This window comes from Pseudoalteromonas sp. Scap03 (assembly GCF_013393115.1).
GTDB lineage: Bacteria > Pseudomonadota > Gammaproteobacteria > Enterobacterales > Alteromonadaceae > Pseudoalteromonas.
On sequence record NZ_VDEU01000001.1, the window covers coordinates 698232 to 722902 of the forward strand.

18 protein-coding genes are annotated in these 24671 nt (G+C 39.8%); 6 read left to right on the top strand and 12 right to left on the bottom strand.

All coding sequences use genetic code 11. The features are described 5' to 3' along the window. Nucleotides 1-764 precede the first annotated feature (764 nt). A complete protein-coding gene (ylqF, locus tag FHG08_RS03210) occupies nt 765-1709 on the bottom strand; it encodes a ribosome biogenesis GTPase YlqF (protein ID WP_178956773.1) in 945 nt (314 codons plus the stop codon). 91 nt (nt 1710-1800) lie between these two features. On the opposite strand from ylqF, the gene FHG08_RS03215 reads away from it, so the two are divergent. Both FHG08_RS03215 and FHG08_RS03220 read left to right on the top strand, forming a co-directional pair. Further along, on the top strand, nt 1801-2337 hold the full coding sequence (locus tag FHG08_RS03215) for a YaeQ family protein (protein ID WP_008112865.1): 537 nt from the start codon (nt 1801-1803) through the stop codon (nt 2335-2337). Between the two features lie 170 nt (nt 2338-2507). Beyond that, nucleotides 2508-3113, top strand: coding sequence for an alpha/beta hydrolase (locus FHG08_RS03220; RefSeq protein WP_138608659.1), 606 nt, complete (start codon nt 2508-2510; stop codon nt 3111-3113). On the opposite strand, the gene FHG08_RS03225 is transcribed toward FHG08_RS03220, so the two are convergent. Further along, a complete protein-coding gene (locus FHG08_RS03225) occupies nt 3110-3319 on the bottom strand; it encodes a hypothetical protein (protein ID WP_008112863.1) in 210 nt (69 codons plus the stop codon). The two genes, FHG08_RS03220 and FHG08_RS03225, sit on opposite strands and share 4 nt — an antisense overlap. A 401-nt stretch (nt 3320-3720) precedes the next feature. Here FHG08_RS03225 and FHG08_RS03230 point away from each other — a divergent pair, with 401 nt between their 5' ends. Next, nucleotides 3721-4194 carry a Dps family protein gene (locus FHG08_RS03230; RefSeq protein WP_178956774.1) on the top strand — a complete coding sequence of 158 codons (474 nt, stop codon included), beginning with the start codon at nt 3721-3723 and terminating at the stop codon, nt 4192-4194. 60 nt (nt 4195-4254) lie between these two features. On the opposite strand, the gene FHG08_RS03235 is transcribed toward FHG08_RS03230, so the two are convergent. From FHG08_RS03235 to FHG08_RS03250, 4 genes are all read right to left on the bottom strand, one after another. Further along, nucleotides 4255-6327: a S9 family peptidase gene (locus FHG08_RS03235; protein WP_178956775.1), complete on the bottom strand. Its 2073-nt coding sequence runs from the start codon at nt 6325-6327 to the stop codon at nt 4255-4257. Nucleotides 6328-6478: 151 nt separating this feature from the next. Further along, nucleotides 6479-7054, bottom strand: coding sequence for a chitin-binding protein (locus tag FHG08_RS03240; protein ID WP_138608655.1), 576 nt, complete (start codon nt 7052-7054; stop codon nt 6479-6481). A 240-nt stretch (nt 7055-7294) separates the two neighbouring features. Then, complete coding sequence (locus FHG08_RS03245; protein ID WP_138608653.1) at nt 7295-10426, bottom strand: efflux RND transporter permease subunit; 3132 nt, start codon at nt 10424-10426, stop codon at nt 7295-7297. A 13-nt stretch (nt 10427-10439) separates the two neighbouring features. Beyond that, on the bottom strand, nt 10440-11618 hold the full coding sequence (locus FHG08_RS03250; RefSeq protein WP_178956776.1) for an efflux RND transporter periplasmic adaptor subunit: 1179 nt from the start codon (nt 11616-11618) through the stop codon (nt 10440-10442). Between the two features lie 290 nt (nt 11619-11908). On the opposite strand from FHG08_RS03250, the gene FHG08_RS03255 reads away from it, so the two are divergent. Then, nucleotides 11909-14419 (top strand): zinc-dependent metalloprotease, encoded by a 2511-nt coding sequence (locus FHG08_RS03255; protein ID WP_138608649.1) that lies wholly within the window; start codon nt 11909-11911, stop codon nt 14417-14419. A 52-nt stretch (nt 14420-14471) separates the two neighbouring features. On the opposite strand, the gene FHG08_RS03260 is transcribed toward FHG08_RS03255, so the two are convergent. Then, complete coding sequence (locus FHG08_RS03260) at nt 14472-15260, bottom strand: PhzF family phenazine biosynthesis protein (RefSeq protein WP_178956777.1); 789 nt, start codon at nt 15258-15260, stop codon at nt 14472-14474. 65 nt (nt 15261-15325) lie between these two features. Further along, the gene (locus FHG08_RS03265) at nt 15326-15940 is read right to left on the bottom strand and encodes a PQ-loop domain-containing transporter (protein WP_138608645.1); all 615 of its coding nucleotides are present in this window, start codon (nt 15938-15940) and stop codon (nt 15326-15328) included. Between the two features lie 271 nt (nt 15941-16211). Between FHG08_RS03265 and FHG08_RS03270 the strand changes: the two genes are divergently transcribed. Beyond that, a complete protein-coding gene (locus FHG08_RS03270; RefSeq protein WP_178956778.1) occupies nt 16212-17345 on the top strand; it encodes a PepSY domain-containing protein in 1134 nt (377 codons plus the stop codon). 48 nt (nt 17346-17393) lie between these two features. Next, nucleotides 17394-18539 carry a lipopolysaccharide assembly protein LapB gene (locus tag FHG08_RS03275; protein ID WP_138608640.1) on the top strand — a complete coding sequence of 382 codons (1146 nt, stop codon included), beginning with the start codon at nt 17394-17396 and terminating at the stop codon, nt 18537-18539. A gap of 45 nt (nt 18540-18584) precedes the next feature. On the opposite strand, the gene FHG08_RS03280 is transcribed toward FHG08_RS03275, so the two are convergent. The 4 genes from FHG08_RS03280 to FHG08_RS03295 form a co-directional block, all read right to left on the bottom strand. Further along, the gene (locus FHG08_RS03280; RefSeq protein ID WP_138608639.1) at nt 18585-21398 is read right to left on the bottom strand and encodes a PD40 domain-containing protein; all 2814 of its coding nucleotides are present in this window, start codon (nt 21396-21398) and stop codon (nt 18585-18587) included. Between the two features lie 152 nt (nt 21399-21550). Beyond that, on the bottom strand, nt 21551-23128 hold the full coding sequence (locus FHG08_RS03285; RefSeq protein WP_218651574.1) for a PH domain-containing protein: 1578 nt from the start codon (nt 23126-23128) through the stop codon (nt 21551-21553). Beyond that, on the bottom strand, nt 23091-23636 hold the full coding sequence (locus FHG08_RS03290; protein WP_178956875.1) for a PH domain-containing protein: 546 nt from the start codon (nt 23634-23636) through the stop codon (nt 23091-23093). The genes FHG08_RS03285 and FHG08_RS03290 overlap by 38 nt, the downstream gene beginning before the upstream one ends. A gap of 14 nt (nt 23637-23650) precedes the next feature. Beyond that, the gene (locus tag FHG08_RS03295) at nt 23651-24505 is read right to left on the bottom strand and encodes a D-hexose-6-phosphate mutarotase (RefSeq protein ID WP_178956779.1); all 855 of its coding nucleotides are present in this window, start codon (nt 24503-24505) and stop codon (nt 23651-23653) included. Nucleotides 24506-24671 lie beyond the last annotated feature (166 nt).

A 24671-nucleotide genomic window follows, 5' to 3' on the forward strand; every position in this document is an offset into this window, starting at 1 on the left:
ACAGGCTACTTTTGCCCAATAGCTTCGCTTCAGCTTATTTAATAGTAGCCATAAAGTAGTGTTTTCCCCGCAACATGAAATCCGTTTTACAGCCCTTACTTTAGTACTATAAATGAACAAAAAGTTAAAATAAGAATTATTTGCATTTAGGTGTTGACAACTATATAAATCTAACTGATAATCAATCTCAACAAGAAGAAAGTACATTGCTTTTTGTGACGGTAAAGTTCATTTGTTTCTCGACCCTGAAACAACGTGTGGCTCACGTTAAAGCCAAGATTATCTGTAATTAATCACAACGCCCCTTGATATTGATTGCAGATAATCGTCTATTACTTACTTGCTACATTGCTCATATCGGTGACGGTTGATATGAAACTAAAAAGCCCTTACGGGCTTTTTTTATGCCTGTAATTTAATATAAAGCCAACATAAACTTAATGAGAACTATTTTCATTAAGGTGTTGACAGTCACTCAAATCTAACTGATAATCACTATCAACAAGAAGGCATGCATTGCTTCTTGTGACGGAAAAATTCATGTGTTTCTCGACCCTGAAACAAACGTGTGGCGCACGTTAACAGCTATGGAAACCTGTTATAAACCACAACGTCCCTTGCTGTTTATGACCTGTTTCCGCCCTACTCATTTACTTGCTACATTGCTCATATCGGTGACGGTAGATATGAAACTAAAAAAGCCCTTACGGGCTTTTTTTATGTCTGTAATTTAATGCGTAAGGCTTTAACCTACGCTTTAAAAATTAACGGCGGTTTTTTCGTGCACGTGCTCGGCGTTGTTTTTTCTCTTCTTCTTTGGCTTGCTTTTTCGCTTCTGCCGCCGCGCGCAATCCAGCTACCATTATTTCTTCCTCTTCACGCATGGCAGGTGTCTCCATGGTAATACGACCAATAATGCCATCTCGTAATTCATTAATTAGAATTTCTGACATTTTATACGTATCGATTTGGTTGCCACCGCGAATACAGCCACGTTTTTTACCCGCCATTTCAACAAATTCCCAATCGCTTTCTGGCAATTCATCTAATTTATAGCGCGCTTTTAAAAGCTCAGGATAGGCATGTAATAAATACTCAGCGGTGTAGCTTGCCACTTCTTCGTACTCAATAGCGGTATCACGTATTGCTCCGGTTGCGCCTAAACGATAACCTGAGTTTTCGTTTTCTAATTTTGGCCACAGCATCCCAGGCGTATCGTAAAGCATAATGCCATCATCAAGTTTAATACGTTGCTGCGCCTTAGTCACTGCAGGCTCATTGCCGGTTTTAGCCACTATACGTCCAGCAAGTACATTAATGAGCGTAGATTTACCTACGTTAGGAATCCCCATGATCATAGCTTTAATTTGCTTATCGGCACCGACTTTATGTGGTACTAACTTTTTACACAGCTCATTAATACGATGCACCTCTGCGGCTTTATCGTTACCAAATGCAATCGCTTTTACGCCGTTTTCTTGCTCAAAGTAATCCTTCCACGCTTGGGTCATTTTAGGGTCAGCTAAATCGGCTTTATTCAATATTTTGATGACCGGCTTACCTTCACGCAAAGTAGCCACCATCGGGTTTTCGCTACTGTAAGGAATGCGCGCATCTAGCACTTCAATGATCACATCCATTTGTGGCATTATTTCTTTAATTTCATTTCGGGCTTTATTCATGTGCCCAGGGAACCACTGGATAGCCATTTTTAACTCCTAACATATAATTTGTAGCTATTTTAACTGGCAATTCATTTAATTGCGCTATACTGGCGCAAATTTTTTCAGATTAGATATTATGGCTCTCAAATCTACCATTATTAAAGCGCAACTATCGCTTAGCGATATGGACCGTCACGTATACCAAGACTTTAATTTAACCTTGGCACAACACCCTTCAGAAACTGAGCAGCGTTTGATGATCCGCTTACTAGCGTTTGCACTTAATAGCTGTGATGGATTAGAGTTTACTAAAGGTTTATGTGCTGATGATGAGCCGGAGCTTTGGCATGTCAATTACAGCGAAGAAATAGAGCTGTGGATTGAGCTGGGGTTACCAGATGAAAAGCGCCTTAAAAAAGCCTGTAATAAAGCTAAAAAAGTAGTTTTATATACCTATGGCGAGAATAACCAAGCTATTTGGTGGCAAAAGCATCAGCCTAAATTGTACGAGTTTAAAAACCTAAGCATTTTTAGCCTTGATTATGCTGCTACTCAATTATTAGCTGCGTTGGTTGATCGTAATATTAAATTGGCTATTACCATTCAAGATGGTGAAGTTTGGGTTAATACCGACACCACTAACATTGAGATAAAACCTCAGCAATTAATGTAACTAGAATAGGTTATACCAATTGCATTAAATTAGTTATCCATTATAGCTACAAAGAAATAAGTCGATAACAAGGCGAAAATGATGACATATAGTTGTTCTATATAAATAATTTTTAACGCAGGTAGCGGATTATTTAATATGTTTTTAATAAAATTGGTATTAGGGGGCGTATGAAAGTTAAACGCGTTATTGTTTTACATGGCTTGTATATGTCTGGCTTGGTTATGCGCCCGTTATGTTCACGTTTGGAAGAGTCGGGGGTTAAAGTTTTAAACCTAACCTACAATACTCGTGACCCTAATCGAGATGCTATTTTTACGCAAATAGATGAGTTTATTAGCGATGAGCCTTCTGCTTTAGTCTGCCACTCTATGGGGGGCTTAGTTGCCCGCGCCTATTTAGAAGCAAACTCAGCGCCAAGTCATCATGTTGAAAAGGTGATCACCTTAGGGACGCCACATACTGGCAGCCATATTGCTGAAAAAATGCAGCAAAAAGGGTTCGAACTATTATTAAAAAATAGTGTTGAATTTTTACTGTCTAAGAATGGTGATTGGCCTTTTAAAGCCAAGCTATACAGTATTGCCGGCGACTTACCGATTGGTTTAATGCCACTCATTGTAAAAGGCAGCCGCTCTGATGGTACCGTACTGCTAGATGAAACCAAACTTAAAGGTATGGCTGAACACAAAGTGTTTCACTTAAGCCATACCAGTATGATTTACTCTCGCCAAGTCGTTAATTATATTCTTGAGCGCTTGAACGAGGACATTTAGTCCTCGGCTGCAGCGGCCACTTTATAGCTGATCAAAAATATAATACCCAACACCAGCGGCATTGGTGCAGCGATATAACCAAATGTATCAGAGTTTGCAAAACTCGCACCCGCTAAGTGCGCAACTAATCCAACAACAAACGCGACCAAAGCAATACCAATAACGATGAGTTCAGCTTTATTCTCTTTACGTGTTTTAGCTTCCATTATTTCTCTCCGCATCTAATCAAGTAGCCCCTTAACTTAATAAAAGTACTCTCTATCAAGTTGGGTTATATTGATTATGCGCTTTACTTGTGCGCGTTTTTTGACCTAAATCAATAAATAAAATAAGTCTGCGCTGCGCCTGTCAAAAGCTTGTTTTAGATCATATTTTATACTCAGCAAAGCACTAAATTTTCTGCTCATGGTAGTATTTCTATAAACACAACCCATATCTATTGAACAGCGTTAGTTAATTTATTTATAAAACCACAGATACGCTGATAGCTTTTAGCTATGGCATCAATATGTATAAACGATTTTATTCATAGACGATTATGAGCAATACTTATTTCAATGAACAATATTTAAAAAATTCATAAAAACGGTTATTTAAGGAGCAAGGTATGTCGCAAGTAAATGCAATTGGTTTAAACAGTACAAAAAGTGAAGATATTATTAAGTCACTGAATACACTTTTAAGCAGCTATCAAATTCAATATATGAATGCCCGCGGTTTTCACTGGAACATTAAAGGCCGAAACTTTTTTGAATTACATTTAAAGTTTGAAGAAATTTATAACTTACTACTATTAAAAGTAGATGAAATCGCAGAACGTATTTTAACGCTTGATGGTGCACCGCTACATGCGTTTTCAGATTACTTAGAAGTAAGTGAAATTAAAGAAGCAAAAGGGATCAGTGATGGAGTTACCGCTGTAGAGAACTTACTTGCCGGATACAGCAGCTTAATTAAAATGCAGCGCGATATTCTTGCACAAGCCTCTGAAGCGGATGATGAAGGTACCGCATCATTAATGAGTGATTACATTAAAGAGCAAGAAAAGCTAGTGTGGATGTTAAAAGCCTACCTAGATTAAGTTATTTTAAAAATAGAAAGCCTCAGTCATTACTGAGGCTTTTTTGTCACTGTACTATTACTATGACAATGCGATAAAAAAGGCCATTTCTAATGCTTTTTCTTCTAAGCTTTTAAAGCGACCCGATGCGCCACCATGCCCTGCATCCATGTCAGTTTTAAACACTAAAATATTATCATCCATTTTATATTCACGCATTTTAGCCACCCACTTCATTGGCTCCCAATATTGTACTTGTGAGTCATGCAAGCCGGTTGTCACCAGTATATTAGGGTAGTGTTGCGCGCTAATATTATCGTACGGTGAATACGCTTCAATAATCTCGTAAAAATGGGGGTCGTTTGGGTTACCCCATTCATCATACTCATTTGTTGTAAGCGGAATGCTTTCATCTAACATGGTGGTGAGCACATCTAAAAATGGCACATGACAGCCCACTCCACAGTAAAGTTCAGGCGCTTGATTTACCACAGCTCCCATTAATAACCCCCCAGCACTGCCACCAGAGGCAAACACTTTACTTTTGTTGCCGTATCCTTGCTCAGTGAGCGCTTTGGTTACATCTATAAAGTCATTAAAGCTATTTTGTTTATGCTGTTTTTTACCATGTTCGTACCATGAACGCCCTAGCATTTCACTACCACGCACATGCGCAATCGCATAGACAAAGCCACGGTCGAGTAAGCTAAGTGACGTACTCGAAAAACTAGGATCTATGGTGATCCCATACGCGCCATAACCATATTGAAACAACGGATTTGAACCATCTTTTTTAAAGCTATCTTTACGATATACCAACGACACCGGCACTTTTACCCCATCTCGAGCGCTTACCATAAGTCGCTCTGACTGGTAGTCATCTGCGTTAAAATCACCGAGTACTTTTTGTTGTTTAAGTAAGGTTTTTTCACCGGTGGTTAAATCAACATTATAAAGCGAGCCAGGAGTCGTTAAGCTCGAATAGTAAATGCGTGCATGGGTTACACTTGGCTCTGGGTTCATCGCAATAGCGGCGTAGTAACAAGGATCATCAAACTCAAGGTTCATTCGCTCGGCGTTTTTATTAACCACAACAAAACGTGCCTGGCCTTGTTCGCGCTCGCTAAGCACTAAAAAGTCGTTAAATAATTCAACGCCTTCTAATAATACATTTTCACGATGAGGGGTATGTGTTTGCCACTGGCTTTTATCAGCAATGGTGCTGCTTGTCGCGGTCATTAATCTAAAGTTTTTAGCTTGCCAGTTAGTCACTATATAAAAAGTATCACCAAGCTTATCAATATCAAATTCATGGCCCTCTTCACGCGGTATTAAAGCAGTAAACTCACCTTTAGGCTGATTGGCGTCAAGTATCCACATGTCGTTAGTTTCTGTGCTAGCTAAATCAATAATAATTAAGCTTTCATCACGACTTTTACCTAAGCCCATAAAAAAGCTGCTGTCTTGCTCTTCGTATACCAACACATCTTGGTGTTGCTCACTCCCTAGCTCATGTCTAAAAACTTGATAACCCAATAAAGTTTTTAAATCCTTTTTTACATAAAATACGGTTTTATTGTCGTTCGCCCAAACAACCTGCCCCTCGGTATTTTCAAGTACATCGTCGAGCATTTTATTATTGTTCAAATCTTTAAAGCGAACCGTGTAAATACGTCTGCCGTCAATGTCCTCAGAGTATGCCATTAATTGCTCATTGGGGCTCAGCGCCACTTCCCCTAGCTCATAAAACTCATAGCCGTTGGCAAGTTCATTAACATCAAGTAGTAACTCTTTATCAGCCATTACCATACTGCTGCTGCGATAATGGCGTGCATATTCATCATCTCCGCGAACCTCTGAGTGATACCAATACAGGCCATCTTTTACCGGTACAGTGTTATCATCTTTTACAATACGGCCTTTAAGCTCTTCAAATAATGCACTTTGTAATGGCTTAATGGGGGCTAACTGCTCATCACAATAGGTGTTTTCTTGTGCTAAATGCGCGAGTATTTCGGCATTTTGTCGTTCATCATCGCGCATCCAATAATAATCATCACTACGTGTTTTTGCGTGAGTTGTCAGCGCATGAGGTTGCTTTTTAGCAATAGGAAAATTAGGCAATAAGCTTAAAGAATAATCAAAAGAAGACACAAAAAAAACCGCTTAAAAAATAACAATGGCGGCCAGTTTATCATAAAAATAAAAAAGCCCACTCATAGTTGAGTGGGCTAAAGCGGTATAAATTCGATAACTAAAAACTACGTGCATTTTATTGTTGTCGTTATACCTAAGGGAAGTTGATTTACTGTATTTGCTGCCAAGCCATAGTCCAGCTTTCGCCAACTCCAGGCTCAAACATAGTTTTATGCTTATCTACACGGCAAAACTCGCTAAATGGCCATGCCTTACACTGGTATATATGCCCAGTTTTTGGCTGTAGTACTTTGGTGCCCGCACTATACATATCACCATTTTGAGGATAAATTGCGTCGTATCCGAGGCTATTTACAACAACTAATTTTTTATTTTTTTCAGCGCGATTAAAATGGACCACCGCGCTACAAATACCACTACTTTCAAGTGCAAATATTTTGTTATGTCGATACGCAACAACCAATCCTTGCTCTGTCATTCTGCCAGCGCACACCAGCGGAATGTGCATATTAATATGCTCAACTACCAGTAAACTCCAGGCATGGGGTTCACCCTGCTCTGGAGAGAGTATTTCATAATCAAAAGCTAGCTGAGATAATTCGCCATGCTCATCGTAAAAGCTCACACTAACCGTATCACCAACAAATAGCTGGCTATACTGATCCAGTCCAAGACAACCAATAGTTAACCATTCTCCACACGCTAATGATGAATGTATAAACACTGCAACACCTTAAAGAATCAAACGTCGCCCATATCATATGGCTTACAACAGGCAAACTAGCTCGTAGGCTAATATGCGTTAACCAATATCGAATGATTTTAATTCGCAATGTTGCAACAATCAAACAAAAGAATGTAATCAAAGTTTAAAAGTAGTACTTAAGTTTAAATTTGCAAGAATAAAAAAAGCCAACCGATTTAACGGTTGGCTTTTTTATTCAACTGCATGATATGTGTGGTATTAACTCACACTCACCTTTTTACTTGCAAACGGGCGTTTAATTAGCGCCCCAATATCAGTTAAAATAATATACAAACACGGCACCAAAATAAGGGTGATTAGTGTTGCAAACATAACAGCAAAACCAAGTGCTACCGCCATCGGTATTACAAATTTAGCTTGTAAACTAGTTTCAAACATAATCGGTAATACGCCAGCAAAGGTAGTAATTGAGGTAAGTAGTATGGGTCTAAAGCGTGCACAGCCTGCTTCAATAACCGAATCTTTTATACTAATACCAGCACGACGCGCCTGATTAATGAAATCAGTCATTACTAATGAGTCATTAATAACTACCCCAGCCGCGGCAATTAAACCAAAGCCCGACATTAAGCTAATGTCTAAGCCAAACCAAAAATGCCCCCATATTGCGCCCGTTAAACTAAATGGAATAACCGACATTACAATTAATGGCTGAGAGTAACTTTTTAGCGGCACGGCAAGTAATATGTAAACTAAAATCATACCGCCAGCAAAAAATAGTAACTGCTCATTAGCTTGAGCTTGTTGTTCTTCAATTGCGCCACCGAGTTCTGACTTAACGCTTGGGTATTCATCTAGTAATTGTGGCAGTAGGTTTTCTTTTACTTGCTTAACCACTTCTCCAGGTTCAATCACTTCCTCATCAATATTGCCATATACATAAACAGTACGATAGCCGCCTTCACGACGAATATAACTAATACCTGGGGTTTCAGTTAACTCAACCACATCTCCTAGCAGCACTTCCCTACCTTGTGGCGTGGTGATAACCGCGTGTTTAAGCGATGAAAACGCTTCACGGGTAAGTTTAGGGTAACGTACCATCACCCGCACTTCTTCACCGCGGCGAATAACACGTTGCGCCTCACCACCATAAAAACTCGCACCTACTTGATTTGCAATTGAGGCCAAATCTAACCCTAAGTCAAAAGCGACTGGTTTTAAGCTCATTTGTACTTCTTTGCTAGCAGGGTCAATGGTAGAGCTTATGTCGAATAAGCCTTCTTGTTGCTGCAATAATCCAATAAAGCGACGCCCGGCTTCATTCAATGTATCAATGTCAGAGCCATACAGTAAATAGCCGAACTCACCGCCACTACCGCCGCCTCCACCGCCAACATCATCTTGAATAGTTAACGATTTAACACCTGCAATATTTGGCATAGCTTCACGCCAGCGGCGCGAAAGCTCAAAAGCATTATAAGGGCGTAAATCTTCATCAACCAATGGCGCTAGTAGTTGCGCCTCTGTACGACCTTGATTAAATACCAATACATCGCGAATCATTTTTTGCCCTTCTTCGCGCGCTGTTTGCTTATCTATTTCAAGCACCATGGCTTCGATTTGGCGAATAGCATTAATAGTTTGGATGTCTGATACGTTATCGTTCATCTCAAGATTAATTTGCGGGAAGTCATGCGGCACTTTAGGTGATGGGATCATTCTCACCTGATTAGACGATATTAACGCAAAGGTGAAAATTAATAGCGCAACAAAACTAAATAGCACCGTCCAACGCCACTTTATACAAGTAACAATAAACTGCCTATACGGCCCATTTACAAAACCAAAAAAGCGCTTATTAAAGCGCGCTCGCCAACCGTCAGGGTTAATAGGAGAAAAGTGAGTATGCGCAATGTGTGCCGGTAATATCAGCTTAGATTCAATCAAGCTAAATATTAGGCATAATATTACCACCACTGAAATACCTATAAAAAAGGAACTTTCAGGCCCGCTTGAAAGCGTAAATGGTGCAAATACCGCAATGGTTGTTAGTACACCAAAGGTGGCAGGGGTTGCCACTCGTTTAGCGCCATTAACTACATTAACAACACCGCCGCCTTTTTTTTCTATTTCTGTGTAAGCACTTTCACCTATGACTATGGCATCGTCTACCACAATCCCCAGCACCATAATAAAGGCAAATAAAGACACAATATTAATCGTGATACCAAATAATGGCATCAGCATCATCGCACCTAAAAAGCACACTGGTAAACCAATCATTACCCACAGTGCAAGCTTAAAACGTAAAAATAACGAAAGCATAAGGGCAACTAAAATTGCACCTTGCAGTAAATTAGCTTTCATCATGTCTAAGCGCGCATTTAGGTAATAAGTAAAGTCCATTAATGGCTCTATACGTACACCCAATGGCAGTTCTTTATTTTTTTGATCAATATACGCTTTAACCGAATCAGCCACCGGAATAATATTTTGATCTTCTGTGGCTTTTACCGATAAATAAACCGCATTTTCGCCATTAAATTTAAAGTAACGTTCACCTTCAACAAACTGATCTTTGATAATAGCGATATCTTGTAGCAACACTTTGGCACCGTTCGCGCCAATTTTTACCGGAATTTGCCTAAACTCTTCACCAGAATAAAACTGATTTTCTACTCGAACCGAAATAACGCCAGCATCAGTTTTTAGTTGTCCGGCTGAAAAATTAGCCGAATAGCGACGTACCGCATTTGCTACATCCGATAAAGTTAAATTATATTGGCGAAGTGTGTCTGGCTCTATTTCTATGGCAATTTCATCCAATGGCACATCGTTTACCACTAAAGATACATTCGATAACTGCAGTAGTTCGTCTTCAACCTGGTTCGCTATTGGCTTAAGCTCATTTAACGGTAAGTCGGCAACTAATGTCATACCAATTACATCTTGGCGAAACTCTATTTGGCTAATGGTGACTGGTTCCATTCCCGCAGGAAAAGTCGCAATACCATCAACTCGCAGTTTTACTTTATCGAGAACGTCGGTAAGTTCTGCGTCGGTGTTAATTTCAAGGGTGGCAGAACCGCCATTACGAAATGCGCGATACACCCCTTTTTTAATTTCGGTAATATCTTTTAACGACTCTTCAACTTTTATTAAGATGCTTTCTTCAATTTCCTGTGGCGACGCCCCAGGGTAGTTTGCATTCACCGTAATATAGTTAACTTCTATATTCGGAAACATTTGTCGCTGAATAGTAAAATAGCTTATAAGCCCCATGACAATGATAAAAAACATCATCAAATTGGCAGCAACAGAGTTGTTAGCAAAATAAGCAATTAACCCTGTTTGTTTACTGGTATTGGGTTGCTCTGTGTTATTCATAACTCACCCTACCTTAAAGCTTTTCAATAGATGCATTGTCTGCTGCATCCGTACTTTTAGTCTCTGTCAAACTAGCTACCTTTACTGCCATCCCTTTTTGTGGATATTCTGGTAAGGTAGTAACAAGCTTGTCGTTGGCTTCTAAGCCATCACTGATATAGAAGTATTCACCTTCTTCACGAATTACTTTCACCTTGCGTGGCTCTAATTGCTGCTCATCATTAACTATCCATACAGTTTGGTTATTTACTAACTCTTGCGGTAAACGATAAATATTATTGAGCATAGTACCGGCAAAGTTTACTTGTACATAGGTGCCAAATTTAATTGCAGGTTGCTGGTTAGTAAGCCCATAAGGGTCTTCAATTCGAATCACTAGACTACTCATACGGGTCGCGTTATCTACAATCCCTAAGTCGCGATCTATCGCTGCTTGGCGAGTAAACCCATTTAATCCTGTTTTAATAACAGTTGCCTTTACCCCTTTAACGCGTTCAGGTAAAAACACACTATCAAAGCCTGCAATAGGAATAATCACCTCGGCCGTTTCAATATTATTCAGCTCGGCAACTTGAGCGCCCATAGTGACAAACTGACCAACACCTACATTACGACTCACCACTAGTGCATCATATGGTGCGCTCACTTCGCAATTATCTAAATCGCGTTGTGCCCTTTTTAATGCAGCTTGCGCCGATTTAACAGCGGCCTGCGCACTCAACACTTGTGGTTTACGTAAAAATAAATCTGTACGCGCTTTATTTGGGAAACGTTTTGCTTCATCTTCTGCAACTTTAGCTTGCGCTTGCTCTTCAATTAACATCGCTTGCGCGCGGGCAAGTTCAGCCTCGGCTTGCAAAACTGCGGCTTCGTAGTTATCTTTTTCAATTGTAAATAGGGTTTCACCGCGGCCCACAATCCCACCGGCTACAAAGCTCGGATGCCAGCTAACTACCTCACCGGATACTTGAGCTGAAAGCTGGGTATTTTCAAGCGGCTGCACTTCACCATAACTATTAATAATAACTTGATGATTATTTGCGGAAACGGCTTCAACCTGCACCGTTGGACGGGTGTCTATGACTTCTTTTTTATCTGACTCTTTTGCAATCGCATTAATTGCAGCAAAACCGGCCACACCTAATGCCAATGCTACGAACGGAAAAATCCACCTAAGTACATTACCTTGCATCTTTTTTTACTCCCAAATTACTATTAGCACCATGATACCAAAGCTTAATGAAACATTAACGTGACATTTGTAAGCAACTGTTACAAAAAAGTATAGGCAAGGTCTTGCTCGATAAAGTATAAACCCTTAGAAAGCCTCGTGGATTCGCTCTATAAATGTATTGTTACAAATTTTTACCATTATAAATCATAAAGCTAAATACTTTGAGTTAGTATTTAGCAAAGATGCTGTGCGAAACCGCATGACACACCGTACAGTAAAATCATATTAACAACTACAAAAGACAAACTATGAAATTAACCGCACTTACCTTGGCGCTTAGTATAGCGCTTGGCAGTAGCTATACTGTTGCTGCCGAAAAAAAAGAAGAAAAAGAGCCACACACATTAAGTGAAATGATTGAAGGCCAAACCGAATTTGTTGGCATTTTTAATCTTTACCAAGATAAAAAAACCGGCGACCACCTAATGGTAATTAACGAGTCACAACTCGATACTCCTTTTGTTTATTTTGCACACACCATTGACGGCGCGACTGATGCGGGCCACTTTCGTGGCGCGTACCGTGAAACAAAGTTAATCGAATTTAGAAAATACTTTGATCGTATCGATATTATTAGCAAAACCCCGCGCTACTTATTTAACGAAAATAGTGCGCTAGCTAAAGCCAGCGAGGCAAACATTAGCGAAGCAGTACTTGCAAGTATAAAAATAGAAAAGCAAGAAGAGGGTAAAATAGCCTTTAATGTTAACAAGCTATTTTTAAGTGAAGCCCTGCATAAAGTATCGCCAACACCTAATCCGAACGATAAAAATGCTAAAAAGCGTTTTAAAGTAGGTAAATTAGATGATAAAAAATCACGTATCATCAAACAGCGCCCATACCCTAACAACCTAGATCTGGTGGTTGATTATGTTTTTACTAATAGTAGCCCAACCGTTCGAGGCTCAGGTGCGATAAGCGATCCACGAAGCGTGTCAGTAAAAGTACAGCATTCATTTGTGGCTTTACCTGAAAATAGTTATCAACCTCGCCTTGATGATGCGCGCATTGGTTATTTCACCAATCAGTTTGATAAAATGACATCAACTGACTGGGCGCCATATCAAGATGTAATTAAGCGTTGGGATCTACAAAAGAAAGATCCAAGTGCTGCACTTTCAGAGCCAGTAAAGCCAATTACTTGGTGGATAGAAAATACCACGCCTATTGAGTGGCGAGATACAGTACGTGACGCTGTACTTGCTTGGAATAGCTCATTTGAAAAGGCTGGCTTCAAGAACGCACTGGAAGTAAAAGTACAACCTGATGATGCCGATTGGGATGCTGGTGACATTAACTATAATGTACTGCGTTGGACTTCATCGCCTAAGCCACCTTTTGGTGGATATGGACCAGCATTAGCTAACCCGCTAACCGGTGAAATTTTAGGCTCAGACATTATGCTTGAGTTTGTATTTATGAAAAACCGCTGGATATACGATACGCTTTATACTCAAGGCACTATGAGCCATACCCAACCAGGAAGCAACACTGAGCTTAATTGCTCTTTAGGTCATGAATTACAACAAAACCTAATACTTGCAAAAGGCTTAGCGAATGGCGCTGATATTGAAGATACTGAAATGTTACGCCAAGGCTTAACTCAGCTGGTTTTACATGAAGTAGGGCATACTTTAGGTCTTAATCACAACATGAAATCTTCTATTTTGTGGGATGAGAAAGAAGTTCACGACAAAAGTAAAACCCAAGGTATAGTAACCGGCTCAGTAATGGACTATGCGCCAGCAAATATAGCGCCAACGGGTGTGACTCAAGGCGATATTTTCCAAACTAAACCCGGTCCGTACGATGATTGGGCAATAAACTACGGCTATAGCGCAGCACTTAAAGATGAAGCAGCAGAACAAGCTCGTCTTGATAAAATACTTGCTCGCTCAAGCGAACATGCGCTTGCCTTTGGTAATGATGCCGACGATATGCGTGCACCAGGTCGCCATATAGACCCTCGCGTGATGATAGGTGACTTGTCGTCTAACCCTGCAGCTTACGGGGCAGATAGAATGGCCCTGATCAATACACTCTTTTCAGAACTTAAAGATAAAGCCACAGTAAAAGGCGAGTCTTACCAACAGCTTGTTACTTCTGCTAACAGCCTATTTGGCCAATACCGTGCACAAGCAGGCGTGGTATCTCGTCAAATTGGTGGGGTTTATGTAGAGCGTGCTGTCGTAGGTGATGAAAATGCAGCTAAGCCTTTTACACCGGTGCCACTTGAGCGCCAAACCCAAGCAATGGCTATTTTAGCTGAGTATGTGTTTGCTCCAAATGTACTGCAAAGCATGCAGCCTTTGTATAACTTTATGCAGCAGCAGCGTCGTGGGTTTAATCATTATGGTAAAAACGAAGACCCTAAACCGCATAAAATGATTTTAGGCATGCAAAAAGGTGTGTTAGCGCAACTACTGCATCCTGCTGTGTTACTACGTATTTCAGACACTGCTTTATATGGAAATGAATACAGCCTTACGCAATTTATGGAGGATTTAACTGCAAGTATCTTTGTTGATAACAAAAACGCTAATTCAATCAGTCATAACTTACAGATTGAATACGTAAATCAGCTTATTGCAATTGCAGGCTTAGAAAAAGCAAGTAAATACGATAACTTAGCGAAAACAGCCGCGCTATATCAGCTAACTCAAATAGCCGATCAAGATGTTGCATGGGGTGCAGACACCGCAACCAAAGCACATAAAAAGTATATTGATCGCTTAATTAGCAAAGCGCTAGAAGCGTAAATAACACTGACTAAACCAAGGCCACGTTTTACGTGGCCTTTTTTACACTAATTCAAAGGTAAATAGTACCTTTTAGGTATCTTACCGCATGACCCGTTAATGTCACTGTTGTACTGCCCACTTCACAATGTAACTTCCCACCCCGTTGTGAGGCCTGATAAGCACTTAAAGAGTTTTTGCCAAATTGTTCTGCCCAATAAGGGGCAAGCCCGGTATGAATTGAACCGGTCACAAAGTCTTCATCACCACCACTGGCAGGCCAAAAATAACGAGAAATAAAGTCATACTCAACACTCGGTGCTGTTGCAACCACATCTAATGGGGCTAATTTTTTTAGTTGTTCATTGGTTGTTTTCAGATCTACAACCTGCTGCTCATTATCATAAATAGCAAAATAAGCTTGGCGGTTTTTCAGCACTTTAATAGGTTGTATAGACAGGCCAGCTAATAAAGCATCAGGGATAAGCTGAACCTCTTCAGGGGCTTGTTTAGGAAAGGTCATAGCAAAGCTGCCATCGTTATTTTTATTAACAATCAGTTTGCCCACCGCCTCTGCGCTAAAGCGCACCTGCGATATACTATGTTGCTCACAAAGCACATAGGCCGCAGCCAAAGTAGCATGGCCGCAAAAATCAATTTCCATTAACGGCGAAAACCAACGTATCGCAAAGCTTCCATCAGCCAACTGACAAGTAAAAGCAGTTTCAGATACGTTATTTTCAGAAGCGATATTCAGCATAAGATCATCACTAAGCCACGACTCTAGTGGGATCACAGCGGCATAGTTACCTTTAAACAGTTCACTGCTGAACGCATCGATTTGATGGATAGTTAATTTCATAGTGGGCACTTTTTATTTATTGGTCACTCAAAGTGCCACAAATGAAATTAACGGTCACTATAATTTTATGCCAACACAGGACGTACGCGATAATACTGCATACACGCAAACTGCACCGCATTAGTCAGTAATATCATAACAAACATTAGTATATGCGAAGTACTTTGCACAGGCATAGCAAGCTCTGCAAACAAACCACAGATACCAGCTATAAATTGTAAACTAAAATAGCGAGCACTAAGGTTACTAATATTCCCTGTGCGAAGTGTTTTGTAGGTTTGTGGCATAACTCGTACTGAACTCATGATTAAGCCCACATAGGTTAAGCCATTAAGTACCACAGCGGTATCTAAGTTGGGGTTAAGTAACAACAAAAATGGCAATAACGAAAAGCTAAGCATGCCAAGCAACTGCAAATTTTGACGCTTAGCGGCATTATAGCGAGCAAAAAAGTATAAAATTAGTCCGCTTAAAAAGCCTGTCGCAAAAAACGGCAAAGCAATATAAAAGCGAGCAAAGTAAAGATTGTAGCTAATAAAGTACACACTTTGCGCTAAACCAAATGTCATCATTAACAGTGATACACCTGATACACTGCGGTTTTTTATAATTTTATTGAGTAACGGTAAAAAACTAAAAACCAAAATAAATACTGACAAAATAGGCAAATAATACGCCAAAGCAAACCTCGCTCGTTACATTGTTGTTAATGAAAAGGAAGAAATAAAACATTTTTTAAACATTTGTTTTTAAAGGCTTTATTCATGTGCGCGCATTGTAGGACTGGCTAGCTTTTATACAAGCTTCACACCAACTTTAATTTCCTCCTGTGGCAACCTGAGTATACAAAAACCGTTACTAAAACTTCACAGTCTCACCCTTTTACAATTGCAACACAAATGATAACTGTTATCATACGCATATCTACAGATTAACATGCAAGCCTAAGTAATGAGAAAAACACTGTTTAAAGTTCATAGTTGGTTGGCGCTAATTGCCATTATTCCGTTAATTGTTATTAGCATTACTGGCAGTGTTTTAGTGTTTAAAAGTGAAATTGATGGCCTACTGATGCCAGATAAACACTTTGTGGTACAGCAACAAGCTGCACGTTTGCCTATGGACTCATTAATAAATAAAGCCGAAGCAGCCTTTCCTGAATATGTAGTAGGAAGCTGGGAGCTTTTTAATAACAGCACCGCTGACCGGCTTTATTTGGTTAAGCGTGGAACTGACGATTGGTATAAGTTGCATTTAGACCAATACACAGGAGAGGTTTTATCAGAACCAGTAAGCACCACTCATTATTTTACTGACTGGTTTTTAGAGCTCCATTATACTTTTTTACTTAACGACTTAAAAAGCTTACCAGGGCAAACAGGTACCGTATTAGGCTTCTTTTTTGCTCTATTTTTATTAACTTTAGGTATTACTGGCTTAATTATTTACCGCAAATTTTGGCAGCGACTATTTAGCGTACGCTGGCGAGCAACTTTGCAGATAGTACTAAGCGACATTCATAAAATGACTGGAGTATTAGGTTCACCTATCCTTATCGTTTTAGCGATTACCGGTGGTTATTTTAATGGCGCTGTGTGGTATCACGAAGTAATAGAACACGCAGAAGAAGAGCACTACACTATTGCAAATAAATTATATAGTGACGACATTTCTTTTGAGCGCATTCTTAATGATAGTAAGCTGCAAATACCCACTTTTAACACTACTTTTTTAGTTTTCCCGCGAGAGCCTGATGAAAATATTACTCTTTATGGCGAAGTAAATACCAGTAATCCACTTACCAGTGAATACGCCAATACCATAACCTACAATAAGCAAACAGGTGAACACATGGCTAACTGGGATATTCGTGAAACCGGAGTTGGTTGGCAAGTAATTGATAGCTTTAGAAAACTACACTTTGGCTATTTTGCTGGGCTTATCAGTAAAATACTTTGGTGTATTGTTGGTCTTAGCCCTGTATGGCTGGCTGGTACAGGCTTTTATTTATGGCTTACACGCCGTAAACGTAAAAAGCAATCACACAAAAATCGCTTAAGTAAGCATCGCACTGTAAGTGCTTGATTATAAAGTCACCTCATTGTAATCTTAAAAGTCACAGTGAGGTGATTTATGAAATATCTAGTTTTTACACTTAGCTTTTTTTTAGCTGCATGCAGTAGCACTCAACCAGCAGTGCAAATTAAAAAGGTACAGCTTACACAAGTAATTAACCACTCTCTTTTCAAGCGTGTTGAAACCCCTAATGAACACAGTGTTTTTGAGCTTCCAGAACCTGAAAAAGAAAAGTTTTTAGCTTATGCACAGAAGCGCTTAAATGAGATACGTGCTGATGAAATTGTTTTTAACTACCTAGAAAACCAGCTTACCAACTTTAAGTATCACGGTGATACACTAACATCCAAACAAACTATTGAACGCTCACAAGGCAACTGTATTAGCTTAGCTATATTGACACAAAGCTACGCCACGCTTTTAGATCTTGACACCAGTTTTCAAGAAATGACCAGCGAACCTGTGTATGCCAAAGAGGGAAGTTTAGTTTACATAGCCAACCATTTTAGAACCAAAGTTTACGCACCGGAAGAAGAAACTGATGATAACTTTATTGTATTTATTCGCCCAGGCACTTTAATAGATTACTTCCCAACCCGCGGCAGCTTTTATGCTGGCAGCGCCACCTATAATGATTTACTCAATAAGTTTTACAGCAATTTAGCGGCGGAGGCATTAGCTAAAAATAAACTCAATACAGCCTACTCTCTTATTTTGAAAGCTAATTCTTTTACTCCTAACGATCCTGAACTGTTCAATATTACGGGTATATTACATCGCCGTGCAGGCGATTTAAAAAGCGCTCAACTGATTTACCAAACCGCACTAAATAGAAACGATATAAGTATAAACTTAATCAATAACTATCGGCTACTCGCAAAAGATCTTGGCAATACAGAGCTAGAAAAACAATTAACAAGCCAATTAATTAATGAAGAAAAAGACCCTTACGAGCTATTGGTTATTGCTAAAAACAATCTGCAAGAAGGAAAGGTAACTCAAGCTAAAAACCACCTTGAGTCAGCAATTGCAAAAGCCCCATATATATCAGAGCTTTACTTAGAGCTTGCAAAAATTCGTTATCAACAAGGTAAGTCTAAACAAACACAAGCCTTGCTTGAACAAGCCATTAAATATGAGCGAGACAATGAAAAGCTCAATATATACCAAGCAAAGTTAGCATCGCTTACTAAGCCAAAGTAGGTTGCTTTTGGGTAATACATATTTAAAAGTGTATTACCCATAATATTAAAGAGAGTAGTAAAAGCTTAACCACGCGCGCATTTCATCTTCAAAGCTGTCACCTTCAACACGCGACAGCCCAGCATTAAAAGTTAGGTCGTTTACGCCTGCAGGCCCCATCCCAAAGCTAAAATCACCTTGGTATTTTAAGCCATAACTTTGTGCATAAACGCTGTTGTCTAATTGATGTTGCTTGTAATAAAGCCAAGGCATGCCTTCTTTAAAGCTGATGCCACCACCATAACCTTGGTAACGCTCTGCAGTTGCACTGTAATAAGGCAGTTCAGCAGCAAGCACAAACTCGCTACTTTGTTGCTGATTAATCAGGTTAGAGCTAAACCCACCTAAAGCTAAAACACTATCGTCTCGCTGTTTTTGTTCAAAGCTCACAAACATGGGAATATTAAATGCTTTACCAAATACTTTTGTTGCCAAGTCATAACCTTGCCAATGACTATTGTGATTCCGCCCATCATAAATACTGGCATAAATACTCTGCCCTATGGCAAATGATTGGCGGTCATGTTGCCATTGCTGAGCAATACTCAACCGTGTCCAATTTTTATGGCTATTTTTATAATCTGTATAGTTATAAGCAAGCTCTGGGGTTAACTGAAGCTGGCCAAATTTCAATGGATGGCTTATTGCAACAAAACCACCTCGGGCGTCAATATCAGCGTTTAAGCTAGGTTGATATTGATGTGATGTACCCAAATTATAATCAAATAGCGCAAGCTTAAACTTTGTATTTAACGCATTGTATTTTGCTTGTACAAAGCCTCCATGTAATGCACCGTCATGCAAATCAATGTTATAACCCGCTTGTAAATCAAGTTGCTTTAATAAGTCGCTACTTTTTATACCTACGCTTAGCAAACTGGTTGACGCTGAATAATACTGTGATCCCAAGGCAAACGTCGCTTGCTGATCAAGTACTGCGTAATCGCTTTGCTCTGCTGTCTCATCGGTATATATTTTTGCCGGTGGCAGAGTATGCTTATTTACCATCAACAATGGAGCTTCACTGTTTACAGCGAGTTCCGTCACGGCTGTGCGGTCTTTTGTTGTTAGCGTTTTTACATCAGGGCCATCGGCATTAATAGAGAAATAAAGTAGTGAACCATCTTCAGTCTCAATCGGGTATGCAAGCGCTTCTTGCCCGTTAGTTAAGCGGGTGAGGGTATTATTTTTTATATGATAATTATAAATATCAGTTTTATTATTTAGGCCAGCAACAAAATAGATAGACTCCCCATTTTGACTAAAACTCGGCTGGCTTAAATATTGATACCCATTAGGCATTGGGACTGACTGCCTAGTATCACCGCTCAAACCTTGTATATACAATTGCCAATTTTCGTTTAATGACGCTGATAAATAAGCTAATTTTGTTTCATCGGGGCTTAGGGTCGGGTAATCGTACGTCGTTTTTAAGCTCTTGGTAAAAAGTGGCGTGATTGCTTGTGTATTAAGATCGACTTTTACTAATTCAGAATACCCAGCTCTTATTTGCTCACCGTAAAGTGTTTCACCATTGCGGGTAACACTAAAACGACGAATACCAGCCAGTTCAGTGAGTTGTTCGACGTTGCCAGTATCTATGTTATAGCTAAAAATGTCAGACACTTTGTTATAAGTCCCCGACTCCTCACTACTGTAGGCATTAAAATAAAGAGTGTTATTGCCTACCCACTGCGGATTGGCAATACCTGCTCGATTTATTTGATTTAATATTTGTTTTTGTTCGCGCTTAAATACACTTGGCGCAGTATCAGGAATATCCTTAGCATCATCTTCAAGTAATTGCTTTTGTGCTTTAGTAAATTGCTGTTGCGCTTTAGTGTTGTCTTCAGTGCTATAAATTATGAGCTTGGTATTACTTTTTTTATCACGCTCCACTATGGCAATTTTGCTGCCATCACCAGAAAGAGCGGGGTTGCTAGCGTATAAATCAAGCTTTAACCAAAGCTTGCTATTAAGTGGTGACTCGGTTTGCTCTTGTTGCATTGCTTTGTAAGTGAACTCAGCAATAAATCGACGATATAGCTTGGCAGCGCTTTGCCCGAATACACCAGAAAATGCGTCGTCAAAATCTCGAGGCTTAACCGCCCGCATACGAACCCATACATTATCGACCAGCTGCTCTGAGTAATTTTGCTCTAGCCAGTATAAAAAACGACTTCCCATTAAATACGCCATGGAGCCCGCCATAAAGCCTTCATCACTATTTAGTTGCCCATAGGTCGGAAGCGCTCCTTGCTGAGCAAACTCCCTGAGTATTGCCTCAGAATAGTTATCAAAGAGCCGCCCTCGCCCTGTCATTTTAGACTCAATTAAGGTGGCGTATCCTTCAGCTACCCAGCGCGGTGTGTCACCATAGGTTAAATCGTAAAGATCCCATACCCCTCTAATTTTTTGTTGCCACTCGCTGCGAGTCGGCTGCGCTAAATGAACTAAGTGAATGTACTCGTGCAGCACTAGTAATTGCTGCCAGCCCGATGAGTTTGAGATTACTGTGTCCGATTGTGGTGGCGTAGTAAAAAGCGCCATAACAGGATTATTAGAGGTTGGTAAGGCAAAGCCATTAGCTGCATTTAAAGGATCAAATACCACCACATCGACGATTTTATCAAGGGCACGGTTTTGTTGCTCAAGCACTTTTGTACGGACAATCTCCAGCTCCACCGCGGTCGATTTAGCAAAATCAGTATGTTCACTGCTAAAGTGAACATTAAAATGCTCAGTATGAATGGTTTGCCAATTGGCTGCGAAGCTTGGTGCAGCCAGTAATAAGGCTGATGCAATGAGTGACTTTTTCACAATAATCCCTTAAATAGTGCTTTTAATAATGCTTAGAGTATTATTAAAAGGGAAAAACGGGCAGTAAAAAAGTGTAATAAAGCATGTGCAAATGTGTATTTACACCTGCCTTATTATTTAACCTGAACTTTAGTTATTTTCAACAAGGGAAGTTACATCCAACTACGAGAATCTGACTCAGCCTGCATAAGTGTAAAATCTATAATGAAGTCAGCATCTTGCTGTTTTAAATATGGGACATACGCACCGCCTGCAGCAAGTTGTATATACAGGCTTTTTAAGCCAGAGCGACGCATAAAAAAAGTGCTCACACTGCGAGCGCTTTGTGCTTTGTACAGCTCAAATACTCGGTAATGCACGCCAATCATACCTTTGCGCACCACCATATAAAAACGCCCATCTTGTTGATGAAGGTAATACCCATAACGTTTATATGATAAAAACACTAACGCGGCTAATACCAAAAATAATGCTAATGAAATTAATATATTAAGTTGCATAAAGCTAACTAAAAACCCAGAAGCAACGCTCGGTAGCAAGGCATAAAACACCATATTTTTATATAGCAACGCCCTTTCTACTGCTTTGAATGCCAACTTTTTACTGTTAAACCACGGATAAATCCACTGACACACATTATCAACTTGCTCCTGCGTGAGCACAGGTAACACTAAGGTTTGTTTATTCTTTTTCGCCATATTTGCAGCACCGCCGCTGCTGGCTTGCAAACATTCCACTGTAAAGCGCTTTAATAGCCTGGCAACTAGGTTTTGCTTAATAACTATAGATTGTACTTTATCTAAACTAATTGACAGTTGATGGCGCTCTAACAGCCCTGCAATACGTTTAAATTTATTATTTTTAAAGTAAAGCTGATAGTTATAAAAGCGAATGAGCGACATAGTCACCGATAAAAACACCGCAATAAATACCAACACAATAATTAAAGTAATAACCGCAAATACCGCTGCATTAGCCATCATACCGAGCTCTTGCTGATAAAAACCCTCTATTTTTGTTATAAACTGCTGCTCTAAAAAATCGATAGCCACATTTATAAAGGGAGCAATGGCCGCAAGCGCTAAAATTGCCATGTTCGACATTAAACCAAACTTAGCTATTTCTTTATTTGAAATGAATAAACTATTTTCATTCTGATTTTCAGCATGAAGCTGCGCTGTATTAGCCTCCTCGGTTGATGGTTGCTGCTGCGCTTTATAGTCAAATACCTGTTTGCGCATTTGCTTGGCATAATCACTGGTTACTCCAGGCAATACAGCTTCTTGGGCAACACTGCCGGCAGCATCAAAAATGCAATTAACTAAGCCTACTGGAGTAAAATAAAAGGGTTCTGCTATGTTTACATTTTGCACCCGAGAAAACTTTAAGGTGAGTCGCTCTTTTTTAAATACGCCTTTATTTAGTAAAATTTCATGCTCGTCAGTAATACAAAAACGAAAACTGCGGTAATACAAAAAACAATAGACGAGCAATGAAGTCAGAGCAATCGTGAGCCCAACTTGCCCCCAAAATAGTTTATTTTCTACTTGGGTAACAAAAACCACCAACACGGGCAGTAAATTAAATAAGCCATCTTTGATAAACCGCACACTAAAATGCATCACAAAATAAGCCAGTGCCCAGGGCGACACTTTTTGCCAATTAAGTGAAGATGACGTTATTTGTGTAGCATCAACACTCACTGGCAGTAGCCTCGCTTGTGGTTTCATCGTGGCGATAGCTTTGTACAAATTGACGAATATTTTTGCACTTTTCGTGGGTCAGGCCGCTAATTTGTAAATCAGCACTCATACCACCTGCGCTGTAAAGCCGTAAACTGGCTAAACCTAGTTTTCGCTCTATTGGCCCACGATGTATTTCAATATGCTGCACTCGTGCTAACGGTAAAATTGTCACCTGCTGCCAAATAATGCCTTTTTTAAAAGCAATATCATGGGTACGCAACGCGCTGCCCTGTAATTTTATGCTGAACACGCTATATAACATACACAGTAAAATTAATAGCGGAACAGCAACCAATAAGTAACCTTGCGCCATGGCTGCAAAATCTGTATTGAAATAACAAACTGCCGCTAGCACTAGGCAAAAAGGGATAAAAAATAACAACCAATTCAACTGTGCATGCAATAATGCTTTATCGGCAAGCGGTTCAAACTCTATGCTTTGATGTTGCGGTAGGTCGGTTATTTGTTGATTCGTAAACACGCTTCGCTCCATTGGACGTATTGGCTTTAACCAAGCCACTTTATTGTTGTTACTAAAGTATGGCTTTGTTTTGGCTCAAGCGTAACCGCATCTTCAAGTACATTCGCAGCCTCTAGGCATAACATGCTTTTATAATCATCATCGGCAAAATTTGATAGCCGCTTTGATTTTTCAATCCATGGGTTCCATAACACGCACGAGCGCGAGTTTTCTCTGCTAACACTGATCATCCCTTGAGGAGTATCAATTGTTTGAACTGCTGCGGCTTGGGTATAAACCATATCGGTTTCACGGGAAAAGTCGACCACATCATGTTGCTGATGAGGCCCTTGACCAAACTCTATATATTGTGCCCCTTGCAGGCCTGTCACACGGGTATTCTTAATATCTTGTGTTGGAAAGTAAGTATGCAGCGCTTGTGAATAGCTAAATGGTACATTGCCTAAATTACAGGTGGTTAAACGCACCTCTAATTGCTCAGATAAAATAAACTCAACCCGTAAAGAAGATTGATGCGGCCAAAAGGTAGAGTCTACCTGCCTCATGGGTAATTTTAGGCTAACCGTAACTTCGTCCTCGGTTTCATGCACTTCATCAGCTTGCCATACGAGTGTGCGAGCAAAGCCATGAGCTGGGAAGTCTGTATTTTCATGTTGACCAAACCAAGGCCAGCAAATAGGAATGCCGCCGCGAATACTTTTCCCTTCGCTAAAGGTTTCATCCCCAGACACCCACAATAATGGCAATTTACCTTTGGGTGTAAACTCAGTTATTTGCCCACCTTGTAAAAATATTTTCGCCTCACATTGGCGACTATTAATACTAATAAATTCTAAACCGCTATGTGTACGCTCAATACATACTGAGGGTGATAATTGCATTTTATTTCCTTTAACACTGAGACTAATTTTTAATACTTAACCTGAGTTCAGGTTACTTGTACACAAACAATAATGCATGCTTAAAGCATAAGCTACATAGAATAGTTATTTAAATTGAGTTAGTTACTATATTCTTATGCAAAATCAACGGTAAAATTACGACTAA